Origin of the sequence: uncultured Algimonas sp. (assembly GCF_947498175.1) — a bacterium.
GTDB lineage: Bacteria > Pseudomonadota > Alphaproteobacteria > Caulobacterales > Maricaulaceae > Litorimonas.
In genome coordinates this window covers 39,469-63,916 of sequence record NZ_CANMJB010000003.1, presented here as the reverse complement: position 1 = coordinate 63,916, position 24,448 = coordinate 39,469, and the positions used below count along the sequence as shown (strand labels likewise).

Genomic DNA, 24,448 nt, shown 5'->3' with positions numbered 1-24,448 from the left:
TTCGGGTTTGCGGAAGCGTCCTGACTCCGGACTAGGGATTTCTTAACGCGGCGCAACATCAATCGGTGCCGTCGTCGAACCGTGCAAGGCTCTGGCGGGTGCGGTCCACATGCAGACGGGTTACGTCGGGCCGGGAGTAATGGCCGCTGGGATCGAAGTTCTGGCGTTCCTCGCGCACGCGTGCCGCGTCGATCTCAACCGTCTTCACGCCAGTCCCGTCCTTGCCAGTCCCGTCCTTGCCGACCCAGGGTTCCAGCAGGAACGACCCGTCAGGCGCGCAGACGCAAGACCCGCCATCGGCCGACATGTCTCCGACAGCCTCCCGCACGAAGTCCGCCTCCGGCATGTCGTCGCGCACGTCGTCGCGCCGCATCACGCCGCAGACGCTGACCACGAAGGACCGACCTTCCTTGGCCAGGACCGGTGTCAGGTCTTCGGTGTTGCGGCGATTGCCGGGCCAGCCCGCCACGTGCAGATCCTCACCCTGCGCGTAGAGGGCGGCGCGCGTCAGCGGCATCCAGTTCTCCCAGCAGTTCAGCCCGCCCGTCGTGAAGGCGCCGATCCGATGCGTGACCAGCCCGTGTCCGTCCCCGGGGCTCCAGACCAGCCGCTCCTCATAGGTCGGCTGCAGTTTGCGGTGGACGGAGCGGACCCGGCCCTCAGCGTCGATATGGACATAGGAGCAATAGAGCGAATGGCCCGACCGGTCGCGCGGCCGCTCCACGATGCCCAACCACGCCGCCATGTCCGCTTCGCGCAAGGCGTCGCAGATCGGGTCCAGATGGCCGTCCTCGATCGTCACGGCCTGATCGGCATAATGGGCGAAGAGACGCTTGTTGCGATCGTCGTCGAACCGCGCGCCGTGGCCGTCCGACAGCCAGAACGGATAGCCGGGCAGGTAGGCCTCGGGAAAACAGATCAGATCCGCGCCCTGCGATTTGCCATCTGCAATGGCGGACAGGACGCGCTCCATCCCGGCCCGCCGGTCGAGCATGACGGTGGCCAGCTGTGCCACGGCGACACGGAGCTTGTCGGGGGAAGAGGGCATCGGATCGGTCATGGATCATTCATAGCCTCTTGCGTGCCGCTGCCCAGTCAAAACGCCGTGACGGGCCGATTGTCTGGCGGCGGATGGCCAGCCCGGCTAAGCGGGCCGTCATGGGGTTCTACAGCACGACCATCCTGCCGCGCCTGCTCGACTTGGCTTGCGGCACCAAGCCGATCGCCCGGCAGCGCGCGAAGATCGTGCCGCAGGCCCGGGGCGAGGTGGTCGAGATCGGCATCGGATCGGGTCTGAACCTGCCATTCTACGACGCGTCGACCGTTACGCGCGTCACGGGCATCGATCCGGACGATGCGATCTGGGCCAAGGCGGCGGCGCGCCGCCGCCTGCGATTTTCCGGTCGACCGGCTCGGCCTGTCCGGCGAAGCGCTGCCGCTCGGCGACGCCAGCGCCGATACGGTCGTCGTCACCTACGCGCTCTGCACCATTGCCGACCCGGTCGCGGCCTTGCGCGAAATGGCGCGTGTGTTGCGCCCCGGCGGCGAAATCCTGTTCACCGAACATGGCCGCGCGCCGGATCCGGGCGTGGCGCGCTGGCAACGGCGCATCGACCCGCTCTGGACGCGCATCGCCGGCGGTTGCCATTCGGGCCGCGACATTCCGGCCCTGTTCGCCCATGCGGGCCTGAGCCTTGCAAGACTGGAACAGATGTATGTGCCGGGACCCAAGGTGCTGAGTTACAATTACTGGGGCGCGGCGACGCGCGGGGAGTGAAAATGCCGATACCGAAGACGATTCGCGGGGCGATCATCGGGCTGGTTGCCGGGCTGGGGCTGACTGTTCTGGCGGCCTGCAACGGGTCGGTCGGACCGGACCAGGACGGGCTGATCGGCACCTGGGTGCAGGACGGTGCGGCGCAGACCGACGCGGCACTGGTCGTCGAAAACGCCGTCGTGACCTACGCGCCTGATGGCCTGTCTGATTTCGAAGCGGACATGACCCTGACCCAGCCGGGCACTGCACCGCAGACTTTCGGCATCGCGGCCGACGTCACCTGGACGCTGGAAGAAACCGTGTTGACCCGTACCTTGCGCGACGTCCGGGTCAGTCCGAAGACGGCGACGCCGGAGAGCGAGGCGGTCGCCCGCGCTCTGGAAGAGGCCTACCGTGCCAGCCCGCCCGGGCGGCTGATCGTGGAAGACCTGGACGAGACGCACCTCACCCTGTTGGACGCCGATACGGGCGCGACGCTCCGCTATACGCGCCGGTGACTCAATTGCGCTTGGGCAGGTCGGCGAACGTCCCGTCGCGCTTCTCGCCCTTGGCGGCCATGGCTTCCATCATCTCCGAGGGGATGAGCATGGACATGTTCCAGACCGCGATCCGGTCCAGCGTGTCTTGCGTGCCGTGGTTGCGCGAATAGGTGATGATGCGTTTGCAGCCATAGACGGCGAGCGGCGGCTTGGTCGCAATGTCGCGCGCCATCGCCATGGCGGCATCCATCAGCTCGGCTTCGGTCGCGTAGGTCGCGTTGAATAGTCCGCGCCGTTCGCACTCCTCCGCCCCCATGCGCCGCCCCGTATAGGCCAGCTCGCGCACCACGCCTTCGGGCATGTGGTTGAGGATGCGTGGGAACGTGCCGACATCGGCCGTCATGCCGACATTGATTTCGTAGATGGTTATGAACGCATCGGTCGAGCCGAGCCGGATGTCGCACGCCGTGATCAGGTCCACGCCCCCGCCGATGCACCCGCCATGGATGGCGGCGATGACCGGAATGCGGCACTCTTCCAAGGCGCTGAAACTATCCTGCAGACGCCGGACGTTCTGATAGAAGCCGGCCCCGTAGCCGGGCGCGTTCTTGTCGTGACCCGCCACACCGCCGGAAGCGAACATGGAGACGTCGATCCCGGCGGAGAAGATGGGCTTCTCATCCGTCGTGTCGGCCGAGATGACAATGACGCGCGCCTTGGCGGTATCGTCGATATCGCGCACGATCTTCGGCAGGTCCGCCCAGAAGCTCTCGCTCATGGCGTTGCGCTTTTCCGGGCGGGAAAGACGGATATGGGCGATCCGGTCCTCGATCGAGATGTCGAAACATTCATAGGACATGGAAGTTACCCTTTCAGGGTGAAGAGCGAGGCCCGGCGGGGATCGACCGCGCCCTCCAGCAGGTCGCGATAGGCTGCCATCATCGCATCCGCCCTGCGCGGCGCGCCGACCTCCATCCATTGGGCCGCATCGTTCAGGAAGGGAATCCAGCGCTCCGACAGGCGTTCGGTGAAGCCTGCCATGCCCCATTCGGCGATGCGCGACTTGGCATAGTCGGGCGCGAAGAACATCGTCATCGGAGCGCCCCCACTCTTCTCGATGGCGGATCTGGGCGCGGCGTCGCCGTCATGATGAGACTTGCCGACCGCGCAGCCATATTTCACATTGCCGCGCAAATGCGCGTAGAGGCGCGACAGCAGCGCGCCGTTCCCGGCCATGTCCACGATCACGGTCGGCACCTTGTCCAGCCCTTCGATCATTTCGTAGGTCACGACCGTGTCGTAATATCCGGTGCCGGCCACGAAGTCCCGGTTGCGCGCCGACGTCAGGCCCAGCACTTCGACGCTGGCTCTTTGTTTCAGGCAATAGGCCGTCCCCAATGCCGTCTTTGACGACGCGCTTGTCAGCACGACGCGCTGCGCGTCGAAAAAGGATCCGGATGCGAGGAAGTCGTCGATCAGGAAGCTGGTCAGAAACAGCGGGCGCAGGACCGGCTGGATGTCCTTCTGCACCGCGTAGGACGGATCCGTCGCCGTATAGCTGTAGCTGTTATAGACGGGATGGAGCGCCACGCGGTGATCGGCCACGTCCTGGAATCCCTGAGGCGTGATTTTGCCGGGCCGAACGGTCAGTTCGTCCGCAACCGGGAAGAAGCCGTACACTTCCGTCCCGGACGGCACGGCTTCGCAGCGCGATTCACTCACGGTCGCAAACCCCCAGACCGGCATGCGGCCCTGATGATCTTCGCCGAACCCATAGGCTTTCGGGTCGAAATAGCGCCAATAGCCGATCTGGTCGCCGAAGATCATGTAGGTGACGTTGTTGGCGGTCAGCGCGAAACTGTCGAGGCTCAGCCGGACCTCGCCCTCATCCAACGGCGGTGCGTCCTGCGTGACGAGGCTGACGTCGGAGGGATCGGATCGATTGACGAGGAGGGTCTGCATGTTGTCGCCTCTATCATGACCGCGCGTCCCTCGTCAGCCCGCGGCCTCGAATAGCGCATATGCGTCGCGCCGCTACGCCCCGCGGTGGATGCCGAGGCGGGCGACCGTGCCGTGCCGTTCCCCGCGCGAGCCCGGCCGCCACCAGGCCGGATCGCCGGCCCAGAGCTTGGCCGTCGTCGCCGAGAACAAAAACCAGCTGAAGCTGTTCTGTTGCAGGATCGCGGATTCGGACAGGGAGAAGAGCAGGAAGAAGAACAGGCTCAGCACAAGCCAATAGGTTTCCACCCCGCCCGTCTTGATGCGGACCAGGCTTTTGATCGCCGTGATCGCCGTCATCAGCGCGAACAGGCCCACGATGACCACCCCGCCCGACAGCCAGACGTCCAGCCAGCCATTATGCGCGGTCGGCACGTTCCATTGCAGCACGGTCCGGGTCTCGTAGCTCGGACCCAACGGATCGCCCCAGAAGGTGCCGTAGCCGTAGCCGAGCCAGTAACGCTGTTCGATCGCCCGGAACAGCAACGCCCAGATATCCGTCCGTCCGGTCAGGGTCGGGTCACGCCCGATCAGCGACAGCGCCCATTCCAGCCCTACGGTCAGCAGCAACGACAACCCGACCAAGCCCGCCACGACCGCCCAGATCAGCGGCAGGCGCAGCACGGGATGACGGCGGAACAGGCGCACCAGCAGGAACAGGCCGAAACAGCCAATCGCCGCCAACAGCGCGGTCTTGGATGTCGAAAGCAGCATGATGACGACGCATAGCCCCCCGGTCGGGAGCCAGAGCCAACCCCGCCCCGGACGCATGGCGAAGGCGCAGAGGCAGATCGCAAACCCTTTGGCCATCAGCCCGCCGAGATAGTTCTTCTCCACCCATGGCCCGCGCCAGGCGCCCGGATGGATGTCCTGCATGATGCCGCGCGCCGGGTTGAGCAGGACGACGGCCACGGTGATCAGGCAGAGGATCAGCACGGCGACGCCCAGACGCTGTATCATCTCGCCCCAGTCGTAACGCGCGGCGAACGCGATTCCGGCCAGCGTCGTCATCATCAGCGCGACCGACCGGCGCAAGGTCACACCGGGATCGACCGACCAGAAAAACGTGATTCCCATCCACAGCACGCACAGGACCAGCAACGGGTTGCGCGACACCAGCCGAAGCAGATGGGGCAGGCGCATCACGGCAAACCCCGCCACGATCAGATAGACCGGATACCAGAGCATCCGCGCAAACGGGCTTTCGCCCGCATCCATCGCTTCGGCCGAAGCGAAGGTCAGGCCGATGACGGCCCCGGAAAAGAATAGGATGACCAACACCCAGACGGCCGTCTCCAGCGCGCGGCCGAGACCGCGCAGCGCGAGGTCGCGCTGCTGCAACTGGGCGGGGCTGTAGCCCGAAGCGTAGGAAGCGGTCGCCATGGCCCGCTTTCGCCGCAAAAGGGTTAGAGCCGCGTTAACCATGCGTGGACCGGGCGGGGCGCTTCCGTTCCTGCCGGGTTCATGCCATCGGACGCCGCATGATCCAGCGCCGCACGACCGATCTCGTCATTTTCGATTGTGACGGCGTGCTGGTCGATTCCGAGCCGATATCCAATGCGGTGATGGCCGAGCACATCACCCGGCTGGGCTGGCCGATGAAGGGCGCGGAATCGGTCCGCCGCTTCAAGGGACGGACCATGGCGCAGGTCCACGCCGTGATCGAATGCAGGCTGGGACGCGCGGTCGATCCGGCCTGGCGAGCGGCTTTTCACCGCGAGCAGGAAGACCGGATGCGCACCGAATTGCGGCCCGTGCCGGGCATAAAAGCTCTGATCGGACGCGTCCACGCCGCCGGTCTGGACAGTTGCGTCGCCTCTCAAGGCCGGCACGAAAAAATGGCGATCAGCCTCGGTGCGACCGGTCTGTTGGAGGTGTTCGCAGGCCGGATCTTTTCCGCGGTCGATGTGGCGCGTCCCAAGCCGCATCCGGACCTGTTCCTGCACGCGGCCCGCCAGATGCAGGCCGACCCGTCCCATTGCGTGGTGATCGAGGACAGCCCGACCGGGATCGAAGGCGCCCTGGCGGCCGGGATGCACGTGATCGGATATGATCCGGACCGCACCGGCTTGCTGGATGCGGACGGCGTCACCGTCGTAAAGGCGATGGACGGCATCCGGATCAGCTGACATCGTCCGCCCCGCATGCCTCTGGCGACGCCTGGATACCAAACCTTGCATCTCGGTCGCCGCGGCGGAAGCGTTCCTGTAGCCGGTCGTGCATGCCGCGCCCGAGACCGACAGGACCCTACGGCTTCGCCTCCAATGCGCGCCTCACGAGCGCACTTACATCACCGGCGATGTCCATCACCGCTCCGTCCGGCAGGGCGCAGGTGAAACCGTCCGCGTGCGCTGCGATCTTCCACGCCTCCAGCGACTGGCAGGCCGAAAGGATCGCAGGATAGGGGCGGTCCGGTTTCGGGACGAGGAAACGTTCCGGGTTCGTGAGCGCCGCCCGGCATTCGGCGAGGACGCGATCCACATCGGGTTCGTTCCCGAACAGATCCACCTCCTCTGCGATCACGCGCGGCACGGCGCGCAGCAGATCCGTCATCGCGCTTTGCGGATCGGCCGCGGCAAGCCCCAGAAGGTATTCGTAGATCTCCAGGCCCAGCGCCGATGCATGACCGCTCTGTTCGTCGTCGTCCAGACGGCCGGAGCCGCGCAGCAGGCTGTCGGCCAGCGCCAGCCGCAGCCCGTCGCCGCGTTCGTCCATCTGTTCCAAGGCGCGCACGCGTTTGGCGAATGACTTGCTATCGGGCTTGTCCGGGTCGCCGACCAGCACGAACCGCGCATCGCGCTGGCCGCGACCGACCCGGCCGCGCAACTGATGCAGCTGCGCCAATCCGAAACGGTGCGGGTCGAAAACCAGCATGGTGTTGGCCGACGGCACGTCGATCCCGGTCTCAAGCATGGATGTCGCGAACAGCATGTCCACCGCGCCCGTCCGGAAATCTTGCAGGGCCGCGCGGTTGCGCTTGGCCTTGCGGCGGCCATGGACGGTCGCCGCCGACGCGTCCGGAAACAGGGCGCGCAGGCGCCGCCGCACCGGTTTCAAGTCCTTGATCCGGCTGCACAGCACGATGAGCTGCCCTCCGCGGGACAGTTCCGCATCGACGGTCTCGCGGACCGCCGAATCGCTGCCGTCGCAGCTCCGCGTTTCTGTCGCGCCCCGCCCCGAAGGATAGGTCTCGATCAGCGATATATCGGCCAGTCCGACCCGGGCTTCGGCCAGGGTGCGCGGGATCGGCGTGGCGGACAGGCGCAGCCGACGGCCCGGCCCGTCCGTGGCCGCCTTGAGCTTCGCGCCGAATTTCTGTTCCTCGTCGATGATCGTCAGGGCAAAGGCGGACGCATCGAACCCGTCCGACAACAGGCCGTGCGTGCCGACCAGCACATCGATCTGCCCGGCGTCGAAGCGCGCTTTCGCGTCCGCTTTCTGCGCGTCGGTCAGGTCGCCCGACCAAAGCGCGCAGCGCAGGCCCAGCGCTTCGGTGCGCGGCGCCACCGTCTCGAAGTGCTGCCGGGCGAGAACGCGGGTCGGCGCCACAAAACGCACGGCCTGCCCGGACAAGGCCACGATCAAGGCGGCGCGCACCGCGACTTCCGTCTTGCCGCAACCCACATCGCCGACGATGATGCGGTTCATGGCCGTCGCCGCACCCATTTCTTCCAGCACATCGTCCAGAGCCGACAGCTGATCCGGGGTCAGCGGGTGGGCGAACCCTTCACCCGCCCGCTCGCGCAGGGCGGCATCCACAGGGATGGCGCCTACGGGACTGTCCAGCCGCGCCCGGCGTTTTTGCAGGATGGCGGACAGGCTGCGGCCGAGTTCGGCCATGCGTTCGTCCTGGCGCTCGCTCCAGTCCTTGGAGCCGATGGGATCGAGCCCGCTCTTGGGCAGGCTCGCCCCGTAGGCCCAGATCCGGACGGCGTCGCTCAACGGCACATTGAGCGTATCGCCGCCGCGAAACCGCAGCTCGACCGTGTCGAGCGCGCCGTCCGACAGCTCCACCCGGCGGTGCGGCCCCAAACGGCACAGGCCGTAATCCAGATGCACGACCGTCTCGCCGCGCCGAGGCGGACGGGATCGCAAGGCGGGCGGCAGATCGGTCTGGGTCATGATGGTCCTTCGGGCGGGTACGGCGCCGACCCTCGCCATCAACGGTTCTTGCTGCAGCCCGGTTCCCCTTGCGCTTTCGCTGAGCCGGAGAGCCTGCTAGGCGCGCCTGAAGACATCATGTCCCCGACGGGGGCCGCTTTCCAAAGGACCCCGCCATGAAAATGAACGGCAACGAGATCAAGCCCGGCAACATCATCAAGCACCAGGACGGCCTCTGGGTCGCGGTGAAGACGTCCCATGTCAAACCCGGCAAGGGCGGGGCGTTCAACCAGGTGGAGCTGAAGAACCTGATGGACGGGCGAAAGCTCAACGAACGGTTCCGCGCCGCCGAGACGGTGGAGCGCGTCCGGCTGGACCAGAAACCGCACACCTACCTGTATGACGAGGGCGACATGGCGGTTTTCATGAATTCGGAGAGCTACGAGCAGATCATGCTGGAGCGCGATTTCATCGGCGAGCGCGCCGTCTATCTGTCCGACGGCATGGAAGTGAATGTGGAGTTCTTCGAGGACAAGGCCATCGGCGTCTCCCTGCCCGACCAGGTCACGCTGGAAGTCGCCGAGACCGAACCCGTGGTGAAGGGCCAGACGGCGGCCAACAGCTTCAAACCCGCCATCCTGACGAACGGCGTTCGCACCGCCGTGCCGCCCTTCGTCGGCACGGGCGAGCGTCTGGTCATCAATACGGAAGACGGCTCCTATGTGACGCGGGCAACGGATTGATGCGCTGGCTTTCGGCCTTCATTCTCAGTGGCGTCATCTATGGCGGCTTCATCTATGGCGGCCTCATCTATGCCGGCCCCGTGGGGCTTTTCAATGCGCATCGATCCGGAGACCCGCTCGACTGGACCCACGCCCTCGTTATGGGCGGCGTGTCCGGGGCTTTCATGATGGGGCTCCTTTATTGGTATCAGAATAGAAAAAGGGAAAAGGCCGAATAGCATGACTGAAAATCTCGGCCGCCGCCTCGCCATATTGCGCTTCATCCCGATCGTCGTTCTGGTGATCGTGGCGTTTGGTCTGGAATACATGTTCGGCGTCGGGCGGCTCTGGGCGGCGGGGGCCGGGCTGGTCGTTGCCGTCCTAGTGCGGCTGGTCCTGCCGAAGATTTGGGCGTCGTGAGCGCTTGGCCGTGAGGTTCCAGTCATGAGCGAGAAAATGAAAACCGCACTGGCGGGCGCGTTCGGCGGGGTCATCATCGCCGTATTCATCTTTCTATTCTTCCGCGACGCGGAAGCCGGGTTCATGGGCAACGTCCTGTTGCTGACGCTTGCGCCGCTGGGTGGATTCGCGGGCGGATGGCTGGGGTACAGGAAGAAATAGGCAGTCGGCGGATGCCGAGGCGTGAAGAAGCGGCTCGCGCTTTTTCGCGGCGCTGCTATAGGCCCGGCTTTTCTCGAAGCTGGAAACGGATTGGAACGAACGCGATGAGCGGAATGTCGGCGATCATGGGCGTCATGCAGGCGGCGGCGCGCAAGGCGTCGCGCAACCTGTTGCGCGACTTCGGCGAGGTCGAAACCTTGCAGGTCAGCCGCAAGGGTCCGGCGGACTTCGTGTCGCGCGCCGACCGCAAGGCGGAGCGGACGATCCACGAAGAACTGAGCCGCGCCCGGCCCGGCTACGGCTTCCTGATGGAGGAAGCGGGCGCGATCGAAGGCACGGACAAGTCCCACCGCTTCATTGTCGATCCGCTCGATGGAACGACCAACTTCCTGCACGGCATCCCGCATTTCTCCATCTCCATCGCGCTGGAGCGCGAAATCGACGGAGACCCGCGCGAATTGGTTGCGGGCATGGTCTATAATCCCGTCACCGACGATATGTGGTTCGCCGAAAAGGGTCGCGGCGCCTACATCAATGACGGCACGCGCGGCGGCGGCGACCGGCGCCTGCGGCCTTCCGGACGGACGGATTTCGCCGACTGCATTTTCGCCACGGGCGTTCCGTTCAAGGGCCGGCCGGGCCATGCCAAATTCCTCAAGGAACTGCATCAGGTCATGGGAACGTCCGCCGGCGTGCGCCGCTTCGGCGCGGCATCGCTCGATCTGGCCTGGGCGGCGGCCGGGCGCTACGACGGCTTCTGGGAACGCGGCCTTACACCGTGGGATGTGGCCGCCGGGATCGTGATCGCGCGAGAAGCGGGACTACAGGTCGAAAGCCTGTCCGGCGGCGACCCGCTGGACGGCGACATCATTTGCGCGAACGAGACGATCTTTCCGCTGTTGAAGGAGCGGGTGACCTAGCGGTCTTGATTCCGCATCCGTGTCCGCCTATGTGCCCGCCTTCGCGGTGGACCGACCAAAGCAAAGCCGTACCCAACATAGAGAAGACCCATGAAAAAAGACGGACATCCCGCCTACCATACCATCACCGTGAAGATGGTCGACGGCACGACTTATGAAACGCGCTCCACCTGGGGCAAGGAAGGCGATACGCTGAGCTTGGACATCGATCCCAAGACGCATCCGGCCTGGACCGGTGGCGAAGCGCGGATTTCGGACCGTGGCCGCGTGTCGAAGTTCAAGGACAAATTCAAAGGCTTCGCCTAGCCTCATCGGAAAGAATGCCCGTTTCGGCGCCTTAGGCGACGAGGCTGTAGCGGCATTTTAACCGGGCCGGAGCGGAGAGCGGCCGTCAGGCCGCATGAAGACATCGGTGTAATCGAGACGGCCCTGCGGGGCCGTTTTGCATTGTGGGCTTGCAAGCATGCGCCGCGGCTTTCCTTCTCGTGCCGCGGCGCGAGCGCCTTATGGGCTGGATCGGCTTTCGGTCCGCTCCGCGGCCCGGTGACAGGGACGACGAAGCCGATGCGTAGGGCTAATCCCGTATGGGCTGCGTCGCGAGCACCTTCCCGTCCTTGCGCATCTGCGTGTAGCCGTCGCGACGCCAGGCGGAGAGATCGCGGCGGTTCTTGCGGAACTTTTCGGACCGGAGATATTCCTCGCCGGTGAATTCCACCATGGTCACGACGATCTCGTCATCATCGACCTGGATGTGGTTGAAGGCGGGATTGTTGTCGCGGCGGCGCGTTGACAGGGTGCCGGACGAAATGGACAGCAGTTCGCTGCCGCCGGGTTCGCGTTCGACCACGAAAGGCACGTGGACGTGTCCGGACAGGACCACGTCGCAATTTCCGTCAGCCAGCCGCTTCAACCCTTCGGGGCCGTTATCGGTCTCCTTCTGCAGCGGCGATTCCGGCGGGTAGATGAAGGGATGGTGGACGTTGAGGAAGCGCAGCTTTTGCCAGTCGGATGTGTTGAAATCGGCGATCTTGGCGTCCAGTTCGTCGAGATCGACGACGCCGACCGACCAGTCGAGTTTCATCTGCACACCTCTGGCCGTATTCTTGGACAAGATGACGACATCATCGTCTTCGTAACGACCGACATCCAGCGGATCGATATAATCGGCGTAACGGTCGAAAGGTTTGAGAATGCGGTCGAGGATGCCGTACATCGGCGTGTCGTGATTGCCCGCCGTGATGACCTTCGGCCCGGCCAGTCCCTCGATCCATTTGGCAGCGGCTTCGAATTCCTCTTCCGACCCGGTCTGGGTGACATCGCCCGAAATGACGGACACGTCGGGCTGAAGACGCTCGATGGTCGCGTCCAGCCGTGCGAGGGCGTCCCCATCCTCGACGCCGAAATGAATGTCGGCGAAATGCAGGATCGAGGTCATGCGGGCCTTCCTGGCATGGCTTTGGCGGAAGGAAAGCTCATGGCCGGCCAAGGCGCCATGACCTGGCCGCACGCCTTGTCGAGCCGGATCGTGACCTCGCCGTCGAATGTATGCGGTTCGCCGTCCAGAAGGGCTTCCATGGGTCGGTCGGCGCGCATGCGGAAGCGATCGGTCTGCACGGTCTCGACCTCCTGGCTCTGGCGCAGATTGCCGAGCATGGCCGACAGGCCCAGGGACAATGTCGCCCCGCCGGTCACCGTGTCGAACAGGGTCAGATCGAACGCATCGGGGTCGAGCGACTCGCCGTCCATGAACGGGCAGGTCACGTTGATGAGTTCCAGGGGCCGGCCGTCATAATCGCCGTCGTTGAGCGCGAAATAGAGCGGCGCGGAGTCGGACGTCCGTTTCAGCGCATCCACCGCGCCCTTGGCCGCCTCCATGACGCGGCCGTCTCGCAGTTCCTCGCGCGCTTCGCTCATGCGCGTGGGCTTGCCCATCATGCAACCGACCAGGAAAGGATGATCCCGACCATCCGCGTCGGTCACGACGCCTGCGGTCATCGGCCGGGGCTGGGCGACGGCGAGCCCGCGCATCAGGCATTCCTGCCAATCGTCGGAGCCGTAGAGCCCGCCCATGAGCATGTTCATCGTGCCGCCAGGCAGCGCGATGAACGGCACATCCTGTTCGCGGGCGATAGAGGCCACGGCGGCGGCCGTGCCGTCCCCGCCATAGGAGACGAGCAGATCGCCGCCCGCCTCGCGCATGCCGTCCATCATCGAGCCCATGTCTTCGGACCGGCCGACGAACATTTCCGGGCGGCCATAACCGAACCGTTCGAAAATGGAGGTGAGCGCGCCGGATATGTCCTCGGAGGACGAGGAGGACAGATTGGTCAGCACGACGGGTTTGCGCGGGGCGGATTGGAAGTTCAAAGCAGGGGGCTCACAAGACGGAGGATGTTCTCTTTCCAACGGAGGAACGGGCCGCGCTGTTCCCATTTCTGCGGGTCGAGCATTTCGGAGTCGCGAATATAGTCTTCGATCAGTCTGTTGATCTGGTCGGCGAAGTTTCTATCGTAGACGCAGAGCGTCATTTCCAGATTGAGGTAGAAGCTGCGCATGTCGACATTGGCCGTGCCGATCATGGTCATCTGGTCGTCGATCTGGACCAGCTTGGTGTGCAGCATTCCGCCAGTGAAGCGGTGGATTTCGATTCCGGCGCCGATGAGGCTGTCGAACGTGCTTTCGCCCGCATGTCGCGCCATGATGGAATCGACTCGGCGCGGCACGATGATGCGCACCGTGACTCCCCGGTGGGCCGCATTGATCAGGGCCAGCTGGATCGTCTCGTCAGGTACGAAATAGGGCGTCACGACGGTCACGGATTTGCGTGCGCCGAAAATCGACGCGGAAATCAGCTCGTGGATGACGGAGCGTTCCATTTCGGGGCCCGACGGGACCAGCTGCATGACGGCGCCGTCGTCGAAGACCGGTGCGTCGTCGCCGTCATCGGACAGTTCCGCCAGATCTTCCTGCGAATAATCCATGCCCTGGCTGTCGAAGATATAGTCCGTATTGAAGACGCAGGACAGGGACGACACGATATGGCCTTCCAGCCGCATCATCACGTCCACCCATTCGCCGAAGCCTTCGCCCTGCTTGAATTTCACCGGGTCGGTCAGATTGAAGCTGCCCGTATAGCCGATGTCCTGGTCGATCACGATCAGCTTGCGGTGGTTGCGCAGGTCGGTGCGCTTGGAAAACGCCTTGAGCGGATTGACCGATAGCGAATGGACCACGTCCACGCCCGCCTTCACGAGGCGGTCATCCCAGTCGGACTTGAAGAAAGGGCGCCCGCCGAAATCGTCCACCATCAGGCGCGTATCCACGCCGCGGCCGGCCGCGCGTTCCAGCGCTTGCAGCACGTCCACGATCGATCCTCGCGGTTCCACGATGTAGAATTCCAGATAGACACTGTCCTGGGCCGCATCGATGTCGCGTATCATGGCCTCGATCAGAGGCGGCGCTTCGGTGTAGAGCTTGTAGCGGTTTCCGGCGGCCGGGAAGAAACCGGTCTGGATGGACAGCATCCAGGACATTTCCTGCAGATAGTCCGCGACGGGCAGGTCTTCGCGGTCCACCCGGCGTTTGCCGATGCCGAAATCCCTTTGGTAGTATTGGCGGATCGCCCAGCCCGCTTTGCGGCGCTTGCGGCCCAGCGACTGGCTGCCGAACAGGAAATAGAGCACCGGCCCGACGATCGGCAGGACCGCCAGCAGGATGATCCAGGACAGGGTGGTGGCGACATTGATCTGCCGGCCGATGACGATGAGCGACAGCGTCACCGTCACGATGATGTGCGCAAGCAGCAGGAGCGGGCTTGTCGGCAGCATTTGTCTTTCCCCGTTCCAGCTTTCACCCTATCGGATGCATTCATCCTCCAGGACCCGGACGGAACGGCTGGCCGCGCCACGGGTTCCTCATAGATCCGGACGCGCCCCTGAAAAGTGGCGGGCGGCAAGTCGAGAAGCAAAGGTGTCCGGACCCGTCAATGAGCCAGACCTTCTCGATATTGTCCTACAACATCCAGGCGGGCATCGGGACCCAGCGGGCGCACCATTACGTCACGCGCGCCCATCACCAGCTCATGTCCACCAAGGCCAAGAAGCAGCGCCTGCGCGCCATCGGCAAGTTCCTGGCGGCCTATGATGTCGTCTGCTTGCAGGAGGTCGATCCGGGCGGGCGACGCGCCGGGTTCGAAAACCAGGGCGAATTGCTGCGCGACGCCAGCCGCCATCCGCATCATGTCTTCCAGGAAAACCGCGCCGTGCGTGCCATTTCGCGGCACGGCAACGCCATCCTGTCGCGCGTGCCGATCGTCAGCTGCGAAGATCTGAAACTGCCGGGGCGAATCGGCGGGCGCGGGGCATTGGTCGTGGAACTGGATATGGAGCCGGCAACCGTGGTGGCGTGCGTGCATCTATCACTTGGTCCGGAGGACCAGACCGAGCAGCTGGACTTCCTCGCCGATCATCTGAATCTGCCGCGCTACGGGCGGGCGCGCAGCATCGTCTGCGGCGATCTGAACTGCACGGCGCGCTCGGCGCCTTTGAGCCGTTTTTCCACGATGACGGGATTGCGGCCGATCACGGTCGGACCGCACAAGACCTTTCCGTCCTGGGCGCCCCGGCTTGGGCTGGATCATATCCTGACCGACGACATGTCGCACGATCACGATGTCAGCGTCGAAGATGCAGACTATTCCGACCATCGCCCGGTCTCGGCGGAGTTCCGGGCGTCCGTCCTGCGGTCCTAATCCAGGATCTCGTAGTCGATCGGCTTATAGGTGAAATTGTTGCTCTGCCCGGCGGAGCAGGCCGTCATGGCGACGACGAGATCCATCAGGGCTTCGAACTCGACTGCGTCGCCGGGTCCGCTTTTGGGCGGCAGGACCTTGATCTCGCCGGTCTGGCCGTTCACATCCACGTGCATGAAGACGTTGAAGGCAATCGGCACGCGGTCGGGCGAAATGCCGTAAGGCGCGAGCGCGGTTTCGAGATTGCCTTGGCAACCGGGCAGGATCGGATGGTCGTCGTAAAGCAGCCGGAACGTATCGCGGCTGCAGGGCGTCAGGGTGAAATCGTGGCGTCCGACATCGTCGCGGCCGATCCTGAACATCGGATTGGAGCGGTTGGAATAGAGCAGATCGCCGGTGGAGAGGAACATCTTCGAGGCGTAATCGATGGAACGACCCGAGGAGATGAATTCTTCCCGGTCGTGGGCATTGTAGGCGACGAGGTCGGAAACCTGCTGCCCGTCCGGATCGATGACGCGCAAGGTCTGCCCGGCTTTCATCTCGAAGGCGGTTCCGCTCTTGGGCGGGATCCTCTGAACGCTCATGAGGCCGCCTTCATCAGGGGCTCGTTCGGCAGTGGAAGATCCGGTTTGAGCGGTAGCTCCACGGGCTTGCGCGCGCTGAAGGGACATTGCCAGTCCTCGCCGACCTGGCGTCCGCTATATTGCGCGGCTTCCGAGCCTTGGCCGAAATCCCTCAGCATCGGGTTGATCGATCCGGCCAGCGCCTCGTCGCGTTCGCGTATGATCCGCTTCATCTGGTCGTAGCGGCCGTCGGCGCGCAAAGCCTCGAACTGGGCATTGGAATTGAAGACGAGCGCCGCATGGTCGAAACGGCGGGCCGGGCGGGACGCGCCGGGATGCAGGCCGATCACGAAGAAGCTCTCGCCTGCGATCGACAGGGAAAAATTGTTCGTTCCGGGGTCGTCGGACGTGTCGTCGGACCATTGCTGGCCCATTTGCGTGTCGATATAGTGCAACCCTTGCAGTCGTGCCCATAGCGCATGTTCGAACGCCGTTTCCGACAAGTCCGGCGTATCCGGGAACATCACGACGAAAGACTGAACCACCATGCATCCCGGTTCCAGTTGTGCGGCGAAGTCCGACAGGGCCAGCCAAAGTGCCAGATCGTCGGCGTTGGATTGCAGGTTGCCGAGCGTCTTCGTTTCCAGCGCGCCGCGTACGAGGGCGGCTTTCGCCCCGACGCAAGGGAAGGCCTTGTCCTGGACGAAGGACTCAAAGCGCGTCTCGCTATCGGGGGCTGGCGGATTGTCGGACGGTCTGGGCACGCTTGCGTCTCCTTATCGGGCTGGCGCCCCTATGATTTGCATCCGGAACGTTGGAATCCGTCAACGGGAAGCAATGCCGCTTCGTTCCGAAAGGGTTGCATCAGTTCCGACTCTCGCAACTTCGATCAAGTCGGGAAGGATCGAGTCTGCAGGAAACCCTGGTGTTGGTGGGTGGAAACGAAAGCGGGCCCGGCTTCCGCCAGGCCCGCAAAAGATGGAACTCGAAAGGGAACGGGGAAGGCCGTGACGAGTCCCGTATCAGCTAGCGTCGCCACTTTCGACTCAACTGACCCGTGTTGTCTACGAAACCGCACAGAACATTGCGATAACCGCAGCTATTATATTTCAACGACTTAGTAAAATGCCAAGGTTGGGATCGAAACTGACTCCCGAATTTAAAGTGTTATAAAACATATCTGTCAGTTTTTAACTGCAATCATTGGACTCAATCTCCGCGATTAACATTAGTTAAACGTCCGATCTCCAAGTCATGTTATGAAGGAATACGGTCGAAAGTCCTATTCCGGGCTCGATTATGAACAGAAATGCCGACATTTTCCTTGAGGACGGGCATCGCCAAGACATGGTGTGCAAGGAGGGTGCGGGGAACGAAACACTTATGCCTACAACACGCCAGAATTTCACGCCCACCATCGTGGAGCCCGCTTCATTTCGAAAACTTGCATCCCTGTCGGACATTTCGCGTGAGGATTTGCAAGCCCTGTCATCCATACCGTTCAACGACCTGACCATCTCGCGCAACCGGTCCTTGGTCGATCCGCTCAACGACCCCTTGAAATGTTTCATTATCGCGACCGGCTGGGCCTATTCCTTCGCCGTCATGCCCAATGGCCGCCGTCAGGTCTTCCAGATCTACCAAGAGGGCGACGTCATCGGCTTCGAGGATCTGATGTTCAAGAAGAACGTCTTTCCGGTCACCGCCATAACCAATTGCCGCCTTGCCAACATATCGACGGACCAGATGCGGTCGTTCCTGGCCCGCAACGTCCGGCTGTCGTCCTATCTCTATGCCATGAACAATCTGAACCACGTCGTCCTGATGGACCGGATGCAGGTCATTGCCAGGTTGGAACCCAAGCCGCGCATGGCCCACTTCCTGATGGAAATCATGAGCCGGACGCGCGTGACGTCCGATTTCCACAATGGCCGGAAGGCCGATTCGATGGTGTTCAACCTGCCCATGCGTCAGGGCCTGGTCGCCGATTGCATCGGCATGAGCGCGGTCCATGTGTCCCGCACATTGTCCTGGTTCGTGGACGAAAAGATCATTTCCCGTCCGGCCCGCCATATCTTCGAAGTCCACGACGAGCAGCGCATGATGGAAATGAGCGGCTTCAGGAACCGGTACGAGACGATCACCCGGATGGGTTGAGCGTCCACGATCCGGCGTCATAATCCGGGTTTCGAAGGGGCGTTATACAATTTTACTGCGAAATGACTGCATGATTGCGCTAACTTAAAGTGCGACAAATTATATCTGCAAGCAAATCATGCGTCTTAACATGCTATAACGACATGGAACCGATATTGGGGCACGAACAGCAAGCAGATTGAGTGCGGTCGGACGGAGATGGCTCTCAGGACATACGAGAAGCAAAGACACCATGCACCCGTTTATCCGGAAAATTTCGAATTTCGCCGATATCAACGCCGACGAAGCGAATATGTTGCTCGCCCTTTTTCACTATGAAAAATCCTATGACGATGGCGAAGCCGTCTTTGCGAACGGGACCGATCAGTCGACCTTCTTCGTCGTTCTCGAAGGCTGGTTCTACTCCTATGTCATCCTTCCGGACGGCTCCCGGCAGGTCCACGATGTCTACCATGCCGGCGATGTGATCGGCCTGGACCATATGTCATGGGCGGTATCGACGACCTCGGTCGCGGCCGCTTCGAACGGACGCCTCGCCGTGGCACCCTTGCTTCCCGCACGCCGCATGTTGCTGCGCAATCCTCATCTGTCGGCGATCTTCTATAGCCTGCACATGCTGACGAACGTGCAGCTGCTCGACCGTATCACCGCCGTGGCGCGTTTGGGGGCGTATGAAAGCCTCGCCTACTTCCTGTCGGACGCGATCGCCAGGCGGCGCGTGCTGGAAGCGGACTTCCCGTCCGAACTCTACCTGCCCCTGTCTCAGAAGTTCATCGCCGACTGCCTCGGACTGAGCGCCGTTCATGTTTCGCGTCAATTCAACAAACTTATCGAAAACAAGCTGTTGCGGCGCCTGTCGCGCTCCTCTATCCAAATTCTCGACGAGGATCGTCTTCGCAAGATCGCAGACTATAATGACCGTTACGCCAATCTCGACCGCCAACGTTTCGAACGCGAACTGAGCCGTGCTCTGGACGGCCAGACCATGTCCGCCGAATAGGCCGTCATGGCCGTGAGCGGCCCGCGCGATCTGATGCTGGATTCCGATCACCCGGATCTGGGCGTGGACATGACCGGCTTTTTCCGGGCGACATCCATTTCCTTCGTCGTGGCCGACCCCAACCGCCCGGACACGCCTATCGTCTATGTCAACCGCGCTTTCGAACTGACGACGGGCTATTCGCACCGTTTCGTCGTCGGGCGCAATTGTCGGTTCCTGCAAGGCCCGGATACGGATCCGCAGGCCGTGAAGAATATCGCGATCGCCCTGTCGCGCAATGACGGCGTTCGCCAGAAGATCCTCAACTACAGAGCCGACGGATCGACGTTCATCAACGATCTCGTCATCACGCCGATCAAGGACGCCGACGGCGAAGTCGCCTATTTCGTCGGCGTGCAGCGCGAAATCGCCTCGTCGGAACAGGACGAGGACAATGCGTTGCGGCAAAAGACGATCGACATCATCAGACAGCAGGTCCAGATCCATCTGTCGGTCGTCATGGAAATGTCTCGGATCCATGCCGAGAACAGTGAAGACGACGGACCGGTCGACTTCATCAGCCTGCTGCGCCGTCTAGAGATCCTCGATCTTCTCTATGAAAATCTCAACGAGACATCCTTGCGCGAAGAATTGCTCGATGTCGGCGCCTATGTCAGCCAGATCGCGGCGAAGCTCGTGGCCAAAAGTCCGCGTCCCGGCGTGCGTATCAATATCTCGACGGAACCGGCTGTCGTGCCGCTCGATATCGCCGTGCGCCTCGGCGTCGTCTTGGCCGAACTGCTCGAAGCGTCTCTCTCGACATCGTTCGAGGGCATGGACTCCGGTCATCTGGACGTCACGTTGCGCAATGAGGGGGAAAGCGTCGAGCTGTCCGTCTTCGATGACGGCCACGGCGACCCCAGCGCGGCGCAATGGTTGGCGTCGGGCGACCTCACATTGCGGGTGATCCGCAAGCTTCTATCCGACATGAACGCCAATATTCTCGCGCCCGATGTCGATCACGGGCGTGAAATCAACGTCAGCGTTCCGATTACGCCGACCGTGAGCTCATAGGGGAGATATCGTCGCTGGCTTTGTCCTGCGCCGCATCCGAAATCTCCTCCGGATCCATACCGCAGATTTCGGACAGGGCGTTCGCGTCCTGCACGACGATGCGGTTGCGGCCGTAATCGATCAGCCCTTCCTTGCGGAAAGCGCTCATCAGTTTGGAGATCGATACGTTCGTCAAGCCCAGCATATTGCCGATCTCTTCCTGCGTCATCGGCAGCCGGATCGTTTTGTGAAGACCGGAATCGCCTGTCTGTTGCGCCACTTCCAGTATGCGCAGCATGGCGAAGGCAAGACGGCCGCGGGCAGGAAGCTGGCCGAGCGCGGTCAGGTGGCGCTGCGTCCTCTGCGATTGGCGCGACAACGTGTCCGACAGCCAACGGGAAACGGTCTCGTCCTTGGCGCTGATGTCGTGCAAGGCGTCGATGTCGATCCGGTAGGCCGAAACGTTCTGCAAAGCGATCGCCGAATAATCGTGGGACCCCATTTCCTCCAGGCGCGTGATGCCGGCAAAGCTGCCCGGGCCCAATATGTCGAGGATTTGCGTATCGCCCGTATCGATGGACATCTTGGATACGGCCCACCCTTCGGAGATCAGGAAGACGGCCGTGACGGGCTGGCCGTCAGCGATGATCGATCGCCCGCGAGCGATATCGGACCGCATATGCTTTGTCAGCCGCAGGCCTTCGACGAAAGTTTTGGGCAATCGCGCCAGAACTGGGTCGGAAGCAGAGGTCTGGTCGGTCGGGGTCATACGGCGCATTCATGTAGCGGCTTCGGACGAGCGGAAGCAAAAGTAGGAGCCGGATTGTCTCAGCATCTGAGTGTTGATGCAAGTCATTCCGGTCAGCACAGACGTGCAGGACAAGCGACGGGACGGTCAATCGCTTTGTGAGCAAACCTGACCTGGATTGGGCCTATTGCAGCATTCATCAGGCAAGCCGCGATTGCATGGAACGGCCTGACGATCGCAAGGCCTGGTCCAATCCCAAGACCTGGGTGCAAACTATTCTTCTTCGAAACGGTTGCCTTTGGGCAGGGTCTGATCGCCAGCGCCGCCGCTATCGGTCCCTGCATCGTCGTTCAAGGCTGGGGAGCTTGTCAGGTCGGCTTCGTTGGCCCGGTCGCGCATCTTTTCGAACTCGGCGTCCTGTTTCTTCTTCGTAGTCTGTTTCGGGTCGCTCATGATCGTCTCCTGCATCTTTTCGGACCTCATCAACGGCTACCCCGGGTGTGCGGTTCCACTTTCTCGCCTCTGCGAAGAGGAGCGCGTCGCCTTGCCTTCAGTCAAGATATTCGGATTTTCATGCGATCGAGGGAATTGGGGCGTTCGAGGCCGATTGCTTTGGGGGTCGGAAGGCGGCAAACCCGGCGGGCATATGAGCGGACGCACACCCTATATGAAGCATGGAGACCCGGACCGGTCGGACGATCGCCACGTCGACGTCGCGGCCCGGCCAGCTCTGGAGGGGGCGGATCCCGGCAACTCTCAAAACTGCCTGGTGGAAAAGCTCTCCCATTATGTCGATCTCGACGCTCTCGAGACCGATGCGCTTCGCGAACTCCAATCGTCGGACCGCTCCTTCGGAAAAGACGAAACCGTGTTTTCGACGATGGATGAGAACCAGGACCTCTACATCGTCCAGCAAGGCTGGCTGTTCAACTATATCGACACGCCCGACGGGCGCCGCCAGATCGTCAACATCTATCTTCCGGGCGACGTCATCGGCTTTCCGGACGTCGCCTTGCCCGAACGCACGACCAATCTCTACGCGGTCGAAAAGGGCTCTCTCTGCCCGTTTCCGAAGAACGGTCTGGGGTCGATCTTCAAGAATTGCCCGCGTCTGGCCGCCTTGTTGTTGACCATAGCCCTGCGCGAGCAAACGGTCCTGATCGACCGGTTGCGGATATTCTCCCGGATGAGCGCTCGGGCGCGCGTCGGCTACCTGTTTCTGGAATTGAACGCCCGGGTCAGGCTTGGCGCCGCGTCGACCGAAGGCAGTTACCATATGCCGCTCAATCAGCAGGAAATAGGCGACATGGTCGGACTGACCAATGTCAGCGTGTCGCGCGCCGTCACGGCGATGGAAGAGGCCGGGCTTCTACGCGTGGAGAATAAAACCGTGAACTTGATCGACATATCGGCGCTGACGCGACTCTGCGATTTCAGAAACCGCTATGCGACGATGCAGACGGACTGGCTTCCATAGGGGCGGAAAAAGCTCCGTCGGGGTGACTCCCCCAAATCAACCTTCGTTCTGATCCGAGCCTATCCCAGCAAGGAAAGCTGGTCGCTGGAAGTGTGCCCGCCCGTTGCCGAAGGCGCCCTGACGCCCATGGCGGCGACAGGCAAGTCCAGCGCGGAACCGCCGGACGACTTTCGCCAGCTATAGACCTTGGCCAGAGCCGATCCGGGCGGACAGTACCAACGCCTGACGGAGGCGTCCCAGCGCGCGCCCAACCGCTTGGCCATCTCGCGGTCCTTGTAGGCAACATTGATGTAACGTTTGGTCATGTCGATTCCCGTATCCAGAAATAGAACATAGGAAGAACACGTAGCTCATTCAAGGAATTTATTCTTATAATGCATCAAGGTTTCATCTAGACGAGATCGGTTCGTAGTAAGGGTCGTCAAAGGTTCGACATTGCCGAAACCTCCGAATTCGTTGGGGTTTATAGCTTCTCTAAAAGCTGTGCATTCGCATCCGGTAGGTGGGAAGTCGCCTATGTGACCGTTCCGAGACATTCCGCATGGTTTTGTGATACACTCACAGGTAATACGGAACGGTGATTGCTTAACCACTTGTTTCAGTTTTAAATGGTTAAAACCCGACTGGAACAGTTTTGCATTTTGCGCTATGGCAAATGCTCTGACGAAGCGAAAAGATGATGACACTGCCCCTTGAAGACATTGAGAGCAAAAGCCCGGTCGGCAAACGCGTTCTCGTGGTCGAAGACGAGCCGTTGATCGCTTATGATCTCGTGTCGGAAATCGAGTCCGGCAATCATGTCGTCATCGGCCAATGCGGCGTCGCGGCCGAGGCGGTCGCGCTCACCGGCGAATTGAAGCCCGACGTGGTCGTCATGGATATCGGACTGCTCGGCAAGCAGACCGGAATCGACGCGGCGCGGGAGATCCGGAAACGTTTCGGTATCGGTTGCGTTTTCGTATCCGCCACGCTCGACCGTGTCGACCCGGACGTGTGGGGCGACATCCAGCCTCTTGCCTTGATCCGAAAACCCTATCGCGACAAGGCGCTGAGCCGGGCCATCGCCCAAGACGACGCGGCATGAGCCGGACTATCCGCCTCGGTGGATAGCGCAGCCGACCAAGGTTTCGAAATTTAAACCAAAAACAACTTGTAAAATTAACTTGCGATAATATCTCGTGTCCGAAATCGATTATCGAACACGTTCGACATGGTCAGCCGGTCGATCGGAAACGACCGGGACCCTCATGGACGACGCGAAACTGCAATTACAAGCGCTTCTGCCGACCAATCTCCGGCATCGCCCATGGATCGACTCCGTATCGTTGCGCCTGCACGACCTGGGCGCGCGCGAACCCATCTTCCGGGCCGGCGAGCCCATGCAACGCCTCTATTTCGTCGCCAAAGGGTGGATCCACGAGTCGACCGTTCTGTCGTACGGCATCAAGCCGATCAGCACGCTGAGGATTCGCGGTGACGCGCTGGGTCTGACCTGGCTCGAACGTGCCAACCGGATGGAAGACGTGGGTACCATCACGCCTTGCGAGCTGATCAGCGTTTCCGCAGAGGCGTTCCGTGACTGCATGCGCCAGGATCCGGTCCTGCAGGCGTTCGTCCATGACGAGCTGGTCCGGGACATGATGAATTTGCGCATGATGAGTGCCGTTGTCGGTCAAATGAAGGCGCCGGACCGTCTCGCCTATTTCCTTTTCATCATGCTCCACCGGTGCAGGCGCACCTATCCGAACACCCTGCGGACCCTGCCTCTGCCGCTGACCCAAGAAGAGATCGGCCGCACTCTGGGTCTGACCAACGTCTCCGTGAACCGGGCCTTCCGGGCCTTGGAGTCCGAAAACCTGATCCAGACGGGACGTCAATCCGTGACCTTCCTGGACGAGCAGAACTTCGCGTGCCGCTTCGACATGGACAAGCGCGAAGACCTAGTCGAACAGCTGACCGTCCCGCTTTCGAAGAGATCGCAAGCCGCTTAGACCTTTTTTAAAGTTTGCTGCGAGTTATCGTTCGCGCTTTATTGAAAAACGCGTTATGGATCCGCACATATAGGGGTGACCCGGTATGGGTTCTCGCCTTGGCAAGGCGGCC

29 protein-coding genes are annotated in these 24,448 nt (G+C 62.2%); 16 read left to right on the top strand and 13 right to left on the bottom strand.

The genetic code is table 11. The features are described 5' to 3' along the window. Positions 1–58 precede the first annotated feature (58 nt). Positions 59–1,060: a carbon-nitrogen hydrolase family protein gene (locus Q0718_RS05140; protein WP_298914478.1), complete on the bottom strand. Its 1,002-nt coding sequence runs from the start codon at positions 1,058–1,060 to the stop codon at positions 59–61. Between the two features lie 294 nt (positions 1,061–1,354). On the opposite strand from Q0718_RS05140, the gene Q0718_RS05135 reads away from it, so the two are divergent. Together Q0718_RS05135 and Q0718_RS05130 are read left to right on the top strand one after the other, a co-directional pair. Beyond that, entirely contained in the window at positions 1,355–1,777 is a 423-nt protein-coding gene (locus Q0718_RS05135) for a class I SAM-dependent methyltransferase (protein WP_298914475.1), read from the top strand. A gap of 2 nt (positions 1,778–1,779) precedes the next feature. Beyond that, the gene (locus tag Q0718_RS05130; RefSeq protein WP_298914472.1) at positions 1,780–2,274 is read left to right on the top strand and encodes a hypothetical protein; all 495 of its coding nucleotides are present in this window, start codon (positions 1,780–1,782) and stop codon (positions 2,272–2,274) included. Between the two features lies 1 nt (position 2,275). On the opposite strand, the gene Q0718_RS05125 is transcribed toward Q0718_RS05130, so the two are convergent. The 3 genes from Q0718_RS05125 to Q0718_RS05115 form a co-directional block, all read right to left on the bottom strand. Next, positions 2,276–3,115, bottom strand: a complete 840-nt coding sequence (locus Q0718_RS05125; RefSeq protein ID WP_298914469.1) for an enoyl-CoA hydratase-related protein — start codon at positions 3,113–3,115, stop codon at positions 2,276–2,278. A gap of 5 nt (positions 3,116–3,120) precedes the next feature. Continuing rightward, the gene (locus Q0718_RS05120) at positions 3,121–4,218 is read right to left on the bottom strand and encodes a DUF2855 family protein (RefSeq protein ID WP_298914466.1); all 1,098 of its coding nucleotides are present in this window, start codon (positions 4,216–4,218) and stop codon (positions 3,121–3,123) included. 72 nt (positions 4,219–4,290) lie between these two features. Then, a complete protein-coding gene (locus tag Q0718_RS05115) occupies positions 4,291–5,637 on the bottom strand; it encodes an O-antigen ligase (protein WP_298914464.1) in 1,347 nt (448 codons plus the stop codon). A 98-nt stretch (positions 5,638–5,735) separates the two neighbouring features. On the opposite strand from Q0718_RS05115, the gene Q0718_RS05110 reads away from it, so the two are divergent. Continuing rightward, positions 5,736–6,383 carry an HAD family hydrolase gene (locus tag Q0718_RS05110; protein ID WP_298914461.1) on the top strand — a complete coding sequence of 216 codons (648 nt, stop codon included), beginning with the start codon at positions 5,736–5,738 and terminating at the stop codon, positions 6,381–6,383. Between the two features lie 118 nt (positions 6,384–6,501). Here the strand turns inward: Q0718_RS05110 and Q0718_RS05105 are convergent, their stop codons facing one another. Further along, positions 6,502–8,376: a helicase-related protein gene (locus tag Q0718_RS05105; RefSeq protein ID WP_298914458.1), complete on the bottom strand. Its 1,875-nt coding sequence runs from the start codon at positions 8,374–8,376 to the stop codon at positions 6,502–6,504. A 155-nt stretch (positions 8,377–8,531) separates the two neighbouring features. On the opposite strand from Q0718_RS05105, the gene efp reads away from it, so the two are divergent. The 6 genes from efp to rpmE all read left to right on the top strand — a co-directional run bounded on the left by efp (position 8,532) and on the right by rpmE (position 10,924). Further along, positions 8,532–9,098: an elongation factor P gene (gene efp / locus Q0718_RS05100; RefSeq protein WP_298914455.1), complete on the top strand. Its 567-nt coding sequence runs from the start codon at positions 8,532–8,534 to the stop codon at positions 9,096–9,098. After that, complete coding sequence (locus Q0718_RS05095; protein WP_298914452.1) at positions 9,098–9,316, top strand: hypothetical protein; 219 nt, start codon at positions 9,098–9,100, stop codon at positions 9,314–9,316. Before efp ends, Q0718_RS05095 begins: the two co-directional genes overlap by 1 nt. A 1-nt stretch (position 9,317) precedes the next feature. After that, positions 9,318–9,497 carry a hypothetical protein gene (locus Q0718_RS05090; protein WP_298914449.1) on the top strand — a complete coding sequence of 60 codons (180 nt, stop codon included), beginning with the start codon at positions 9,318–9,320 and terminating at the stop codon, positions 9,495–9,497. Positions 9,498–9,521: 24 nt separating this feature from the next. Next, positions 9,522–9,698, top strand: a complete 177-nt coding sequence (locus Q0718_RS05085) for a hypothetical protein (protein WP_298914446.1) — start codon at positions 9,522–9,524, stop codon at positions 9,696–9,698. A gap of 104 nt (positions 9,699–9,802) precedes the next feature. After that, positions 9,803–10,618, top strand: coding sequence for an inositol monophosphatase family protein (locus tag Q0718_RS05080; protein ID WP_298914444.1), 816 nt, complete (start codon positions 9,803–9,805; stop codon positions 10,616–10,618). Between the two features lie 90 nt (positions 10,619–10,708). Further along, positions 10,709–10,924 (top strand): 50S ribosomal protein L31, encoded by a 216-nt coding sequence (rpmE, locus tag Q0718_RS05075; RefSeq protein WP_298914439.1) that lies wholly within the window; start codon positions 10,709–10,711, stop codon positions 10,922–10,924. A gap of 268 nt (positions 10,925–11,192) precedes the next feature. Here the strand turns inward: rpmE and Q0718_RS05070 are convergent, their stop codons facing one another. The 3 genes from Q0718_RS05070 to cls are packed head-to-tail and all read right to left on the bottom strand — an operon-like array spanning position 11,193 to position 14,445. After that, positions 11,193–12,053 carry a metallophosphoesterase gene (locus Q0718_RS05070; RefSeq protein WP_298914436.1) on the bottom strand — a complete coding sequence of 287 codons (861 nt, stop codon included), beginning with the start codon at positions 12,051–12,053 and terminating at the stop codon, positions 11,193–11,195. Continuing rightward, positions 12,050–12,985, bottom strand: coding sequence for a diacylglycerol kinase family protein (locus Q0718_RS05065; RefSeq protein ID WP_298914433.1), 936 nt, complete (start codon positions 12,983–12,985; stop codon positions 12,050–12,052). Before Q0718_RS05065 ends, Q0718_RS05070 begins: the two co-directional genes overlap by 4 nt. Beyond that, complete coding sequence (gene cls / locus Q0718_RS05060; RefSeq protein ID WP_298914430.1) at positions 12,982–14,445, bottom strand: cardiolipin synthase; 1,464 nt, start codon at positions 14,443–14,445, stop codon at positions 12,982–12,984. The genes Q0718_RS05065 and cls overlap by 4 nt, the downstream gene beginning before the upstream one ends. A gap of 158 nt (positions 14,446–14,603) precedes the next feature. Here cls and Q0718_RS05055 point away from each other — a divergent pair, with 158 nt between their 5' ends. After that, complete coding sequence (locus tag Q0718_RS05055; protein WP_298914427.1) at positions 14,604–15,368, top strand: endonuclease/exonuclease/phosphatase family protein; 765 nt, start codon at positions 14,604–14,606, stop codon at positions 15,366–15,368. Here Q0718_RS05055 and Q0718_RS05050 read toward each other — a convergent pair. Together Q0718_RS05050 and gntA are read right to left on the bottom strand one after the other, a co-directional pair. Further along, a complete protein-coding gene (locus Q0718_RS05050; protein WP_298914424.1) occupies positions 15,365–15,952 on the bottom strand; it encodes an urea carboxylase-associated family protein in 588 nt (195 codons plus the stop codon). The two genes, Q0718_RS05055 and Q0718_RS05050, sit on opposite strands and share 4 nt — an antisense overlap. Next, positions 15,949–16,695 carry a guanitoxin biosynthesis heme-dependent pre-guanitoxin N-hydroxylase GntA gene (gene gntA, locus Q0718_RS05045; protein WP_298914421.1) on the bottom strand — a complete coding sequence of 249 codons (747 nt, stop codon included), beginning with the start codon at positions 16,693–16,695 and terminating at the stop codon, positions 15,949–15,951. Before gntA ends, Q0718_RS05050 begins: the two co-directional genes overlap by 4 nt. Positions 16,696–17,314: 619 nt before the next feature. Between gntA and Q0718_RS05040 the strand changes: the two genes are divergently transcribed. From Q0718_RS05040 to Q0718_RS05030, 3 genes are all read left to right on the top strand, one after another. Beyond that, a complete protein-coding gene (locus Q0718_RS05040) occupies positions 17,315–18,088 on the top strand; it encodes a Crp/Fnr family transcriptional regulator (protein ID WP_298914418.1) in 774 nt (257 codons plus the stop codon). 292 nt (positions 18,089–18,380) lie between these two features. Beyond that, positions 18,381–19,088, top strand: coding sequence for a Crp/Fnr family transcriptional regulator (locus Q0718_RS05035; RefSeq protein WP_298914415.1), 708 nt, complete (start codon positions 18,381–18,383; stop codon positions 19,086–19,088). A 12-nt stretch (positions 19,089–19,100) separates the two neighbouring features. Next, positions 19,101–20,141, top strand: a complete 1,041-nt coding sequence (locus tag Q0718_RS05030) for a PAS domain-containing protein (protein ID WP_298914412.1) — start codon at positions 19,101–19,103, stop codon at positions 20,139–20,141. On the opposite strand, the gene Q0718_RS05025 is transcribed toward Q0718_RS05030, so the two are convergent. Then, positions 20,119–20,898, bottom strand: coding sequence for a Crp/Fnr family transcriptional regulator (locus Q0718_RS05025; RefSeq protein ID WP_298914408.1), 780 nt, complete (start codon positions 20,896–20,898; stop codon positions 20,119–20,121). The two genes, Q0718_RS05030 and Q0718_RS05025, sit on opposite strands and share 23 nt — an antisense overlap. A 243-nt stretch (positions 20,899–21,141) precedes the next feature. After that, a complete protein-coding gene (locus Q0718_RS05020; protein WP_298914405.1) occupies positions 21,142–21,321 on the bottom strand; it encodes a hypothetical protein in 180 nt (59 codons plus the stop codon). Between the two features lie 193 nt (positions 21,322–21,514). Here Q0718_RS05020 and Q0718_RS05015 point away from each other — a divergent pair, with 193 nt between their 5' ends. Continuing rightward, the gene (locus Q0718_RS05015) at positions 21,515–22,345 is read left to right on the top strand and encodes a Crp/Fnr family transcriptional regulator (protein WP_298914402.1); all 831 of its coding nucleotides are present in this window, start codon (positions 21,515–21,517) and stop codon (positions 22,343–22,345) included. 59 nt (positions 22,346–22,404) lie between these two features. On the opposite strand, the gene Q0718_RS05010 is transcribed toward Q0718_RS05015, so the two are convergent. Further along, on the bottom strand, positions 22,405–22,650 hold the full coding sequence (locus Q0718_RS05010) for a DUF5710 domain-containing protein (protein ID WP_298914399.1): 246 nt from the start codon (positions 22,648–22,650) through the stop codon (positions 22,405–22,407). Between the two features lie 371 nt (positions 22,651–23,021). On the opposite strand from Q0718_RS05010, the gene Q0718_RS05005 reads away from it, so the two are divergent. Both Q0718_RS05005 and Q0718_RS05000 read left to right on the top strand, forming a co-directional pair. Continuing rightward, entirely contained in the window at positions 23,022–23,429 is a 408-nt protein-coding gene (locus tag Q0718_RS05005; RefSeq protein ID WP_298914396.1) for a response regulator, read from the top strand. Positions 23,430–23,592: 163 nt separating this feature from the next. After that, positions 23,593–24,336 carry a Crp/Fnr family transcriptional regulator gene (locus Q0718_RS05000; RefSeq protein WP_298914392.1) on the top strand — a complete coding sequence of 248 codons (744 nt, stop codon included), beginning with the start codon at positions 23,593–23,595 and terminating at the stop codon, positions 24,334–24,336. Positions 24,337–24,448: the final 112 nt, after the last annotated feature.

Excerpts from the sequence above, each read along its gene's own strand:
- Q0718_RS05140 (WP_298914478.1), bottom strand. The coding sequence starts at position 1,060 with ATGACCGATCCGATGCCCTCTTCCCCCGACAAGCTCCGTGTCGCCGTG.
- Q0718_RS05135 (WP_298914475.1), top strand. The coding sequence starts at position 1,355 with ATGCGATCTGGGCCAAGGCGGCGGCGCGCCGCCGCCTGCGATTTTCCG.
- Q0718_RS05130 (WP_298914472.1), top strand. The coding sequence starts at position 1,780 with ATGCCGATACCGAAGACGATTCGCGGGGCGATCATCGGGCTGGTTGCC.
- Q0718_RS05125 (WP_298914469.1), bottom strand. The coding sequence starts at position 3,115 with ATGTCCTATGAATGTTTCGACATCTCGATCGAGGACCGGATCGCCCAT.
- Q0718_RS05120 (WP_298914466.1), bottom strand. The coding sequence starts at position 4,218 with ATGCAGACCCTCCTCGTCAATCGATCCGATCCCTCCGACGTCAGCCTC.
- Q0718_RS05115 (WP_298914464.1), bottom strand. The coding sequence starts at position 5,637 with ATGGCGACCGCTTCCTACGCTTCGGGCTACAGCCCCGCCCAGTTGCAG.
- Q0718_RS05110 (WP_298914461.1), top strand. The coding sequence starts at position 5,736 with ATGATCCAGCGCCGCACGACCGATCTCGTCATTTTCGATTGTGACGGC.
- Q0718_RS05105 (WP_298914458.1), bottom strand. The coding sequence starts at position 8,376 with ATGACCCAGACCGATCTGCCGCCCGCCTTGCGATCCCGTCCGCCTCGG.
- efp (WP_298914455.1), top strand. The coding sequence starts at position 8,532 with ATGAAAATGAACGGCAACGAGATCAAGCCCGGCAACATCATCAAGCAC.
- Q0718_RS05095 (WP_298914452.1), top strand. The coding sequence starts at position 9,098 with ATGCGCTGGCTTTCGGCCTTCATTCTCAGTGGCGTCATCTATGGCGGC.
- Q0718_RS05090 (WP_298914449.1), top strand. The coding sequence starts at position 9,318 with ATGACTGAAAATCTCGGCCGCCGCCTCGCCATATTGCGCTTCATCCCG.
- Q0718_RS05085 (WP_298914446.1), top strand. The coding sequence starts at position 9,522 with ATGAGCGAGAAAATGAAAACCGCACTGGCGGGCGCGTTCGGCGGGGTC.
- Q0718_RS05080 (WP_298914444.1), top strand. The coding sequence starts at position 9,803 with ATGAGCGGAATGTCGGCGATCATGGGCGTCATGCAGGCGGCGGCGCGC.
- rpmE (WP_298914439.1), top strand. The coding sequence starts at position 10,709 with ATGAAAAAAGACGGACATCCCGCCTACCATACCATCACCGTGAAGATG.
- Q0718_RS05070 (WP_298914436.1), bottom strand. The coding sequence starts at position 12,053 with ATGACCTCGATCCTGCATTTCGCCGACATTCATTTCGGCGTCGAGGAT.
- cls (WP_298914430.1), bottom strand. The coding sequence starts at position 14,445 with ATGCTGCCGACAAGCCCGCTCCTGCTGCTTGCGCACATCATCGTGACG.
- Q0718_RS05055 (WP_298914427.1), top strand. The coding sequence starts at position 14,604 with ATGAGCCAGACCTTCTCGATATTGTCCTACAACATCCAGGCGGGCATC.
- Q0718_RS05050 (WP_298914424.1), bottom strand. The coding sequence starts at position 15,952 with ATGAGCGTTCAGAGGATCCCGCCCAAGAGCGGAACCGCCTTCGAGATG.
- Q0718_RS05040 (WP_298914418.1), top strand. The coding sequence starts at position 17,315 with ATGCCTACAACACGCCAGAATTTCACGCCCACCATCGTGGAGCCCGCT.
- Q0718_RS05035 (WP_298914415.1), top strand. The coding sequence starts at position 18,381 with ATGTTGCTCGCCCTTTTTCACTATGAAAAATCCTATGACGATGGCGAA.
- Q0718_RS05025 (WP_298914408.1), bottom strand. The coding sequence starts at position 20,898 with ATGCGCCGTATGACCCCGACCGACCAGACCTCTGCTTCCGACCCAGTT.
- Q0718_RS05020 (WP_298914405.1), bottom strand. The coding sequence starts at position 21,321 with ATGAGCGACCCGAAACAGACTACGAAGAAGAAACAGGACGCCGAGTTC.
- Q0718_RS05015 (WP_298914402.1), top strand. The coding sequence starts at position 21,515 with ATGAGCGGACGCACACCCTATATGAAGCATGGAGACCCGGACCGGTCG.
- Q0718_RS05010 (WP_298914399.1), bottom strand. The coding sequence starts at position 22,650 with ATGACCAAACGTTACATCAATGTTGCCTACAAGGACCGCGAGATGGCC.
- Q0718_RS05005 (WP_298914396.1), top strand. The coding sequence starts at position 23,022 with ATGATGACACTGCCCCTTGAAGACATTGAGAGCAAAAGCCCGGTCGGC.
- Q0718_RS05000 (WP_298914392.1), top strand. The coding sequence starts at position 23,593 with ATGGACGACGCGAAACTGCAATTACAAGCGCTTCTGCCGACCAATCTC.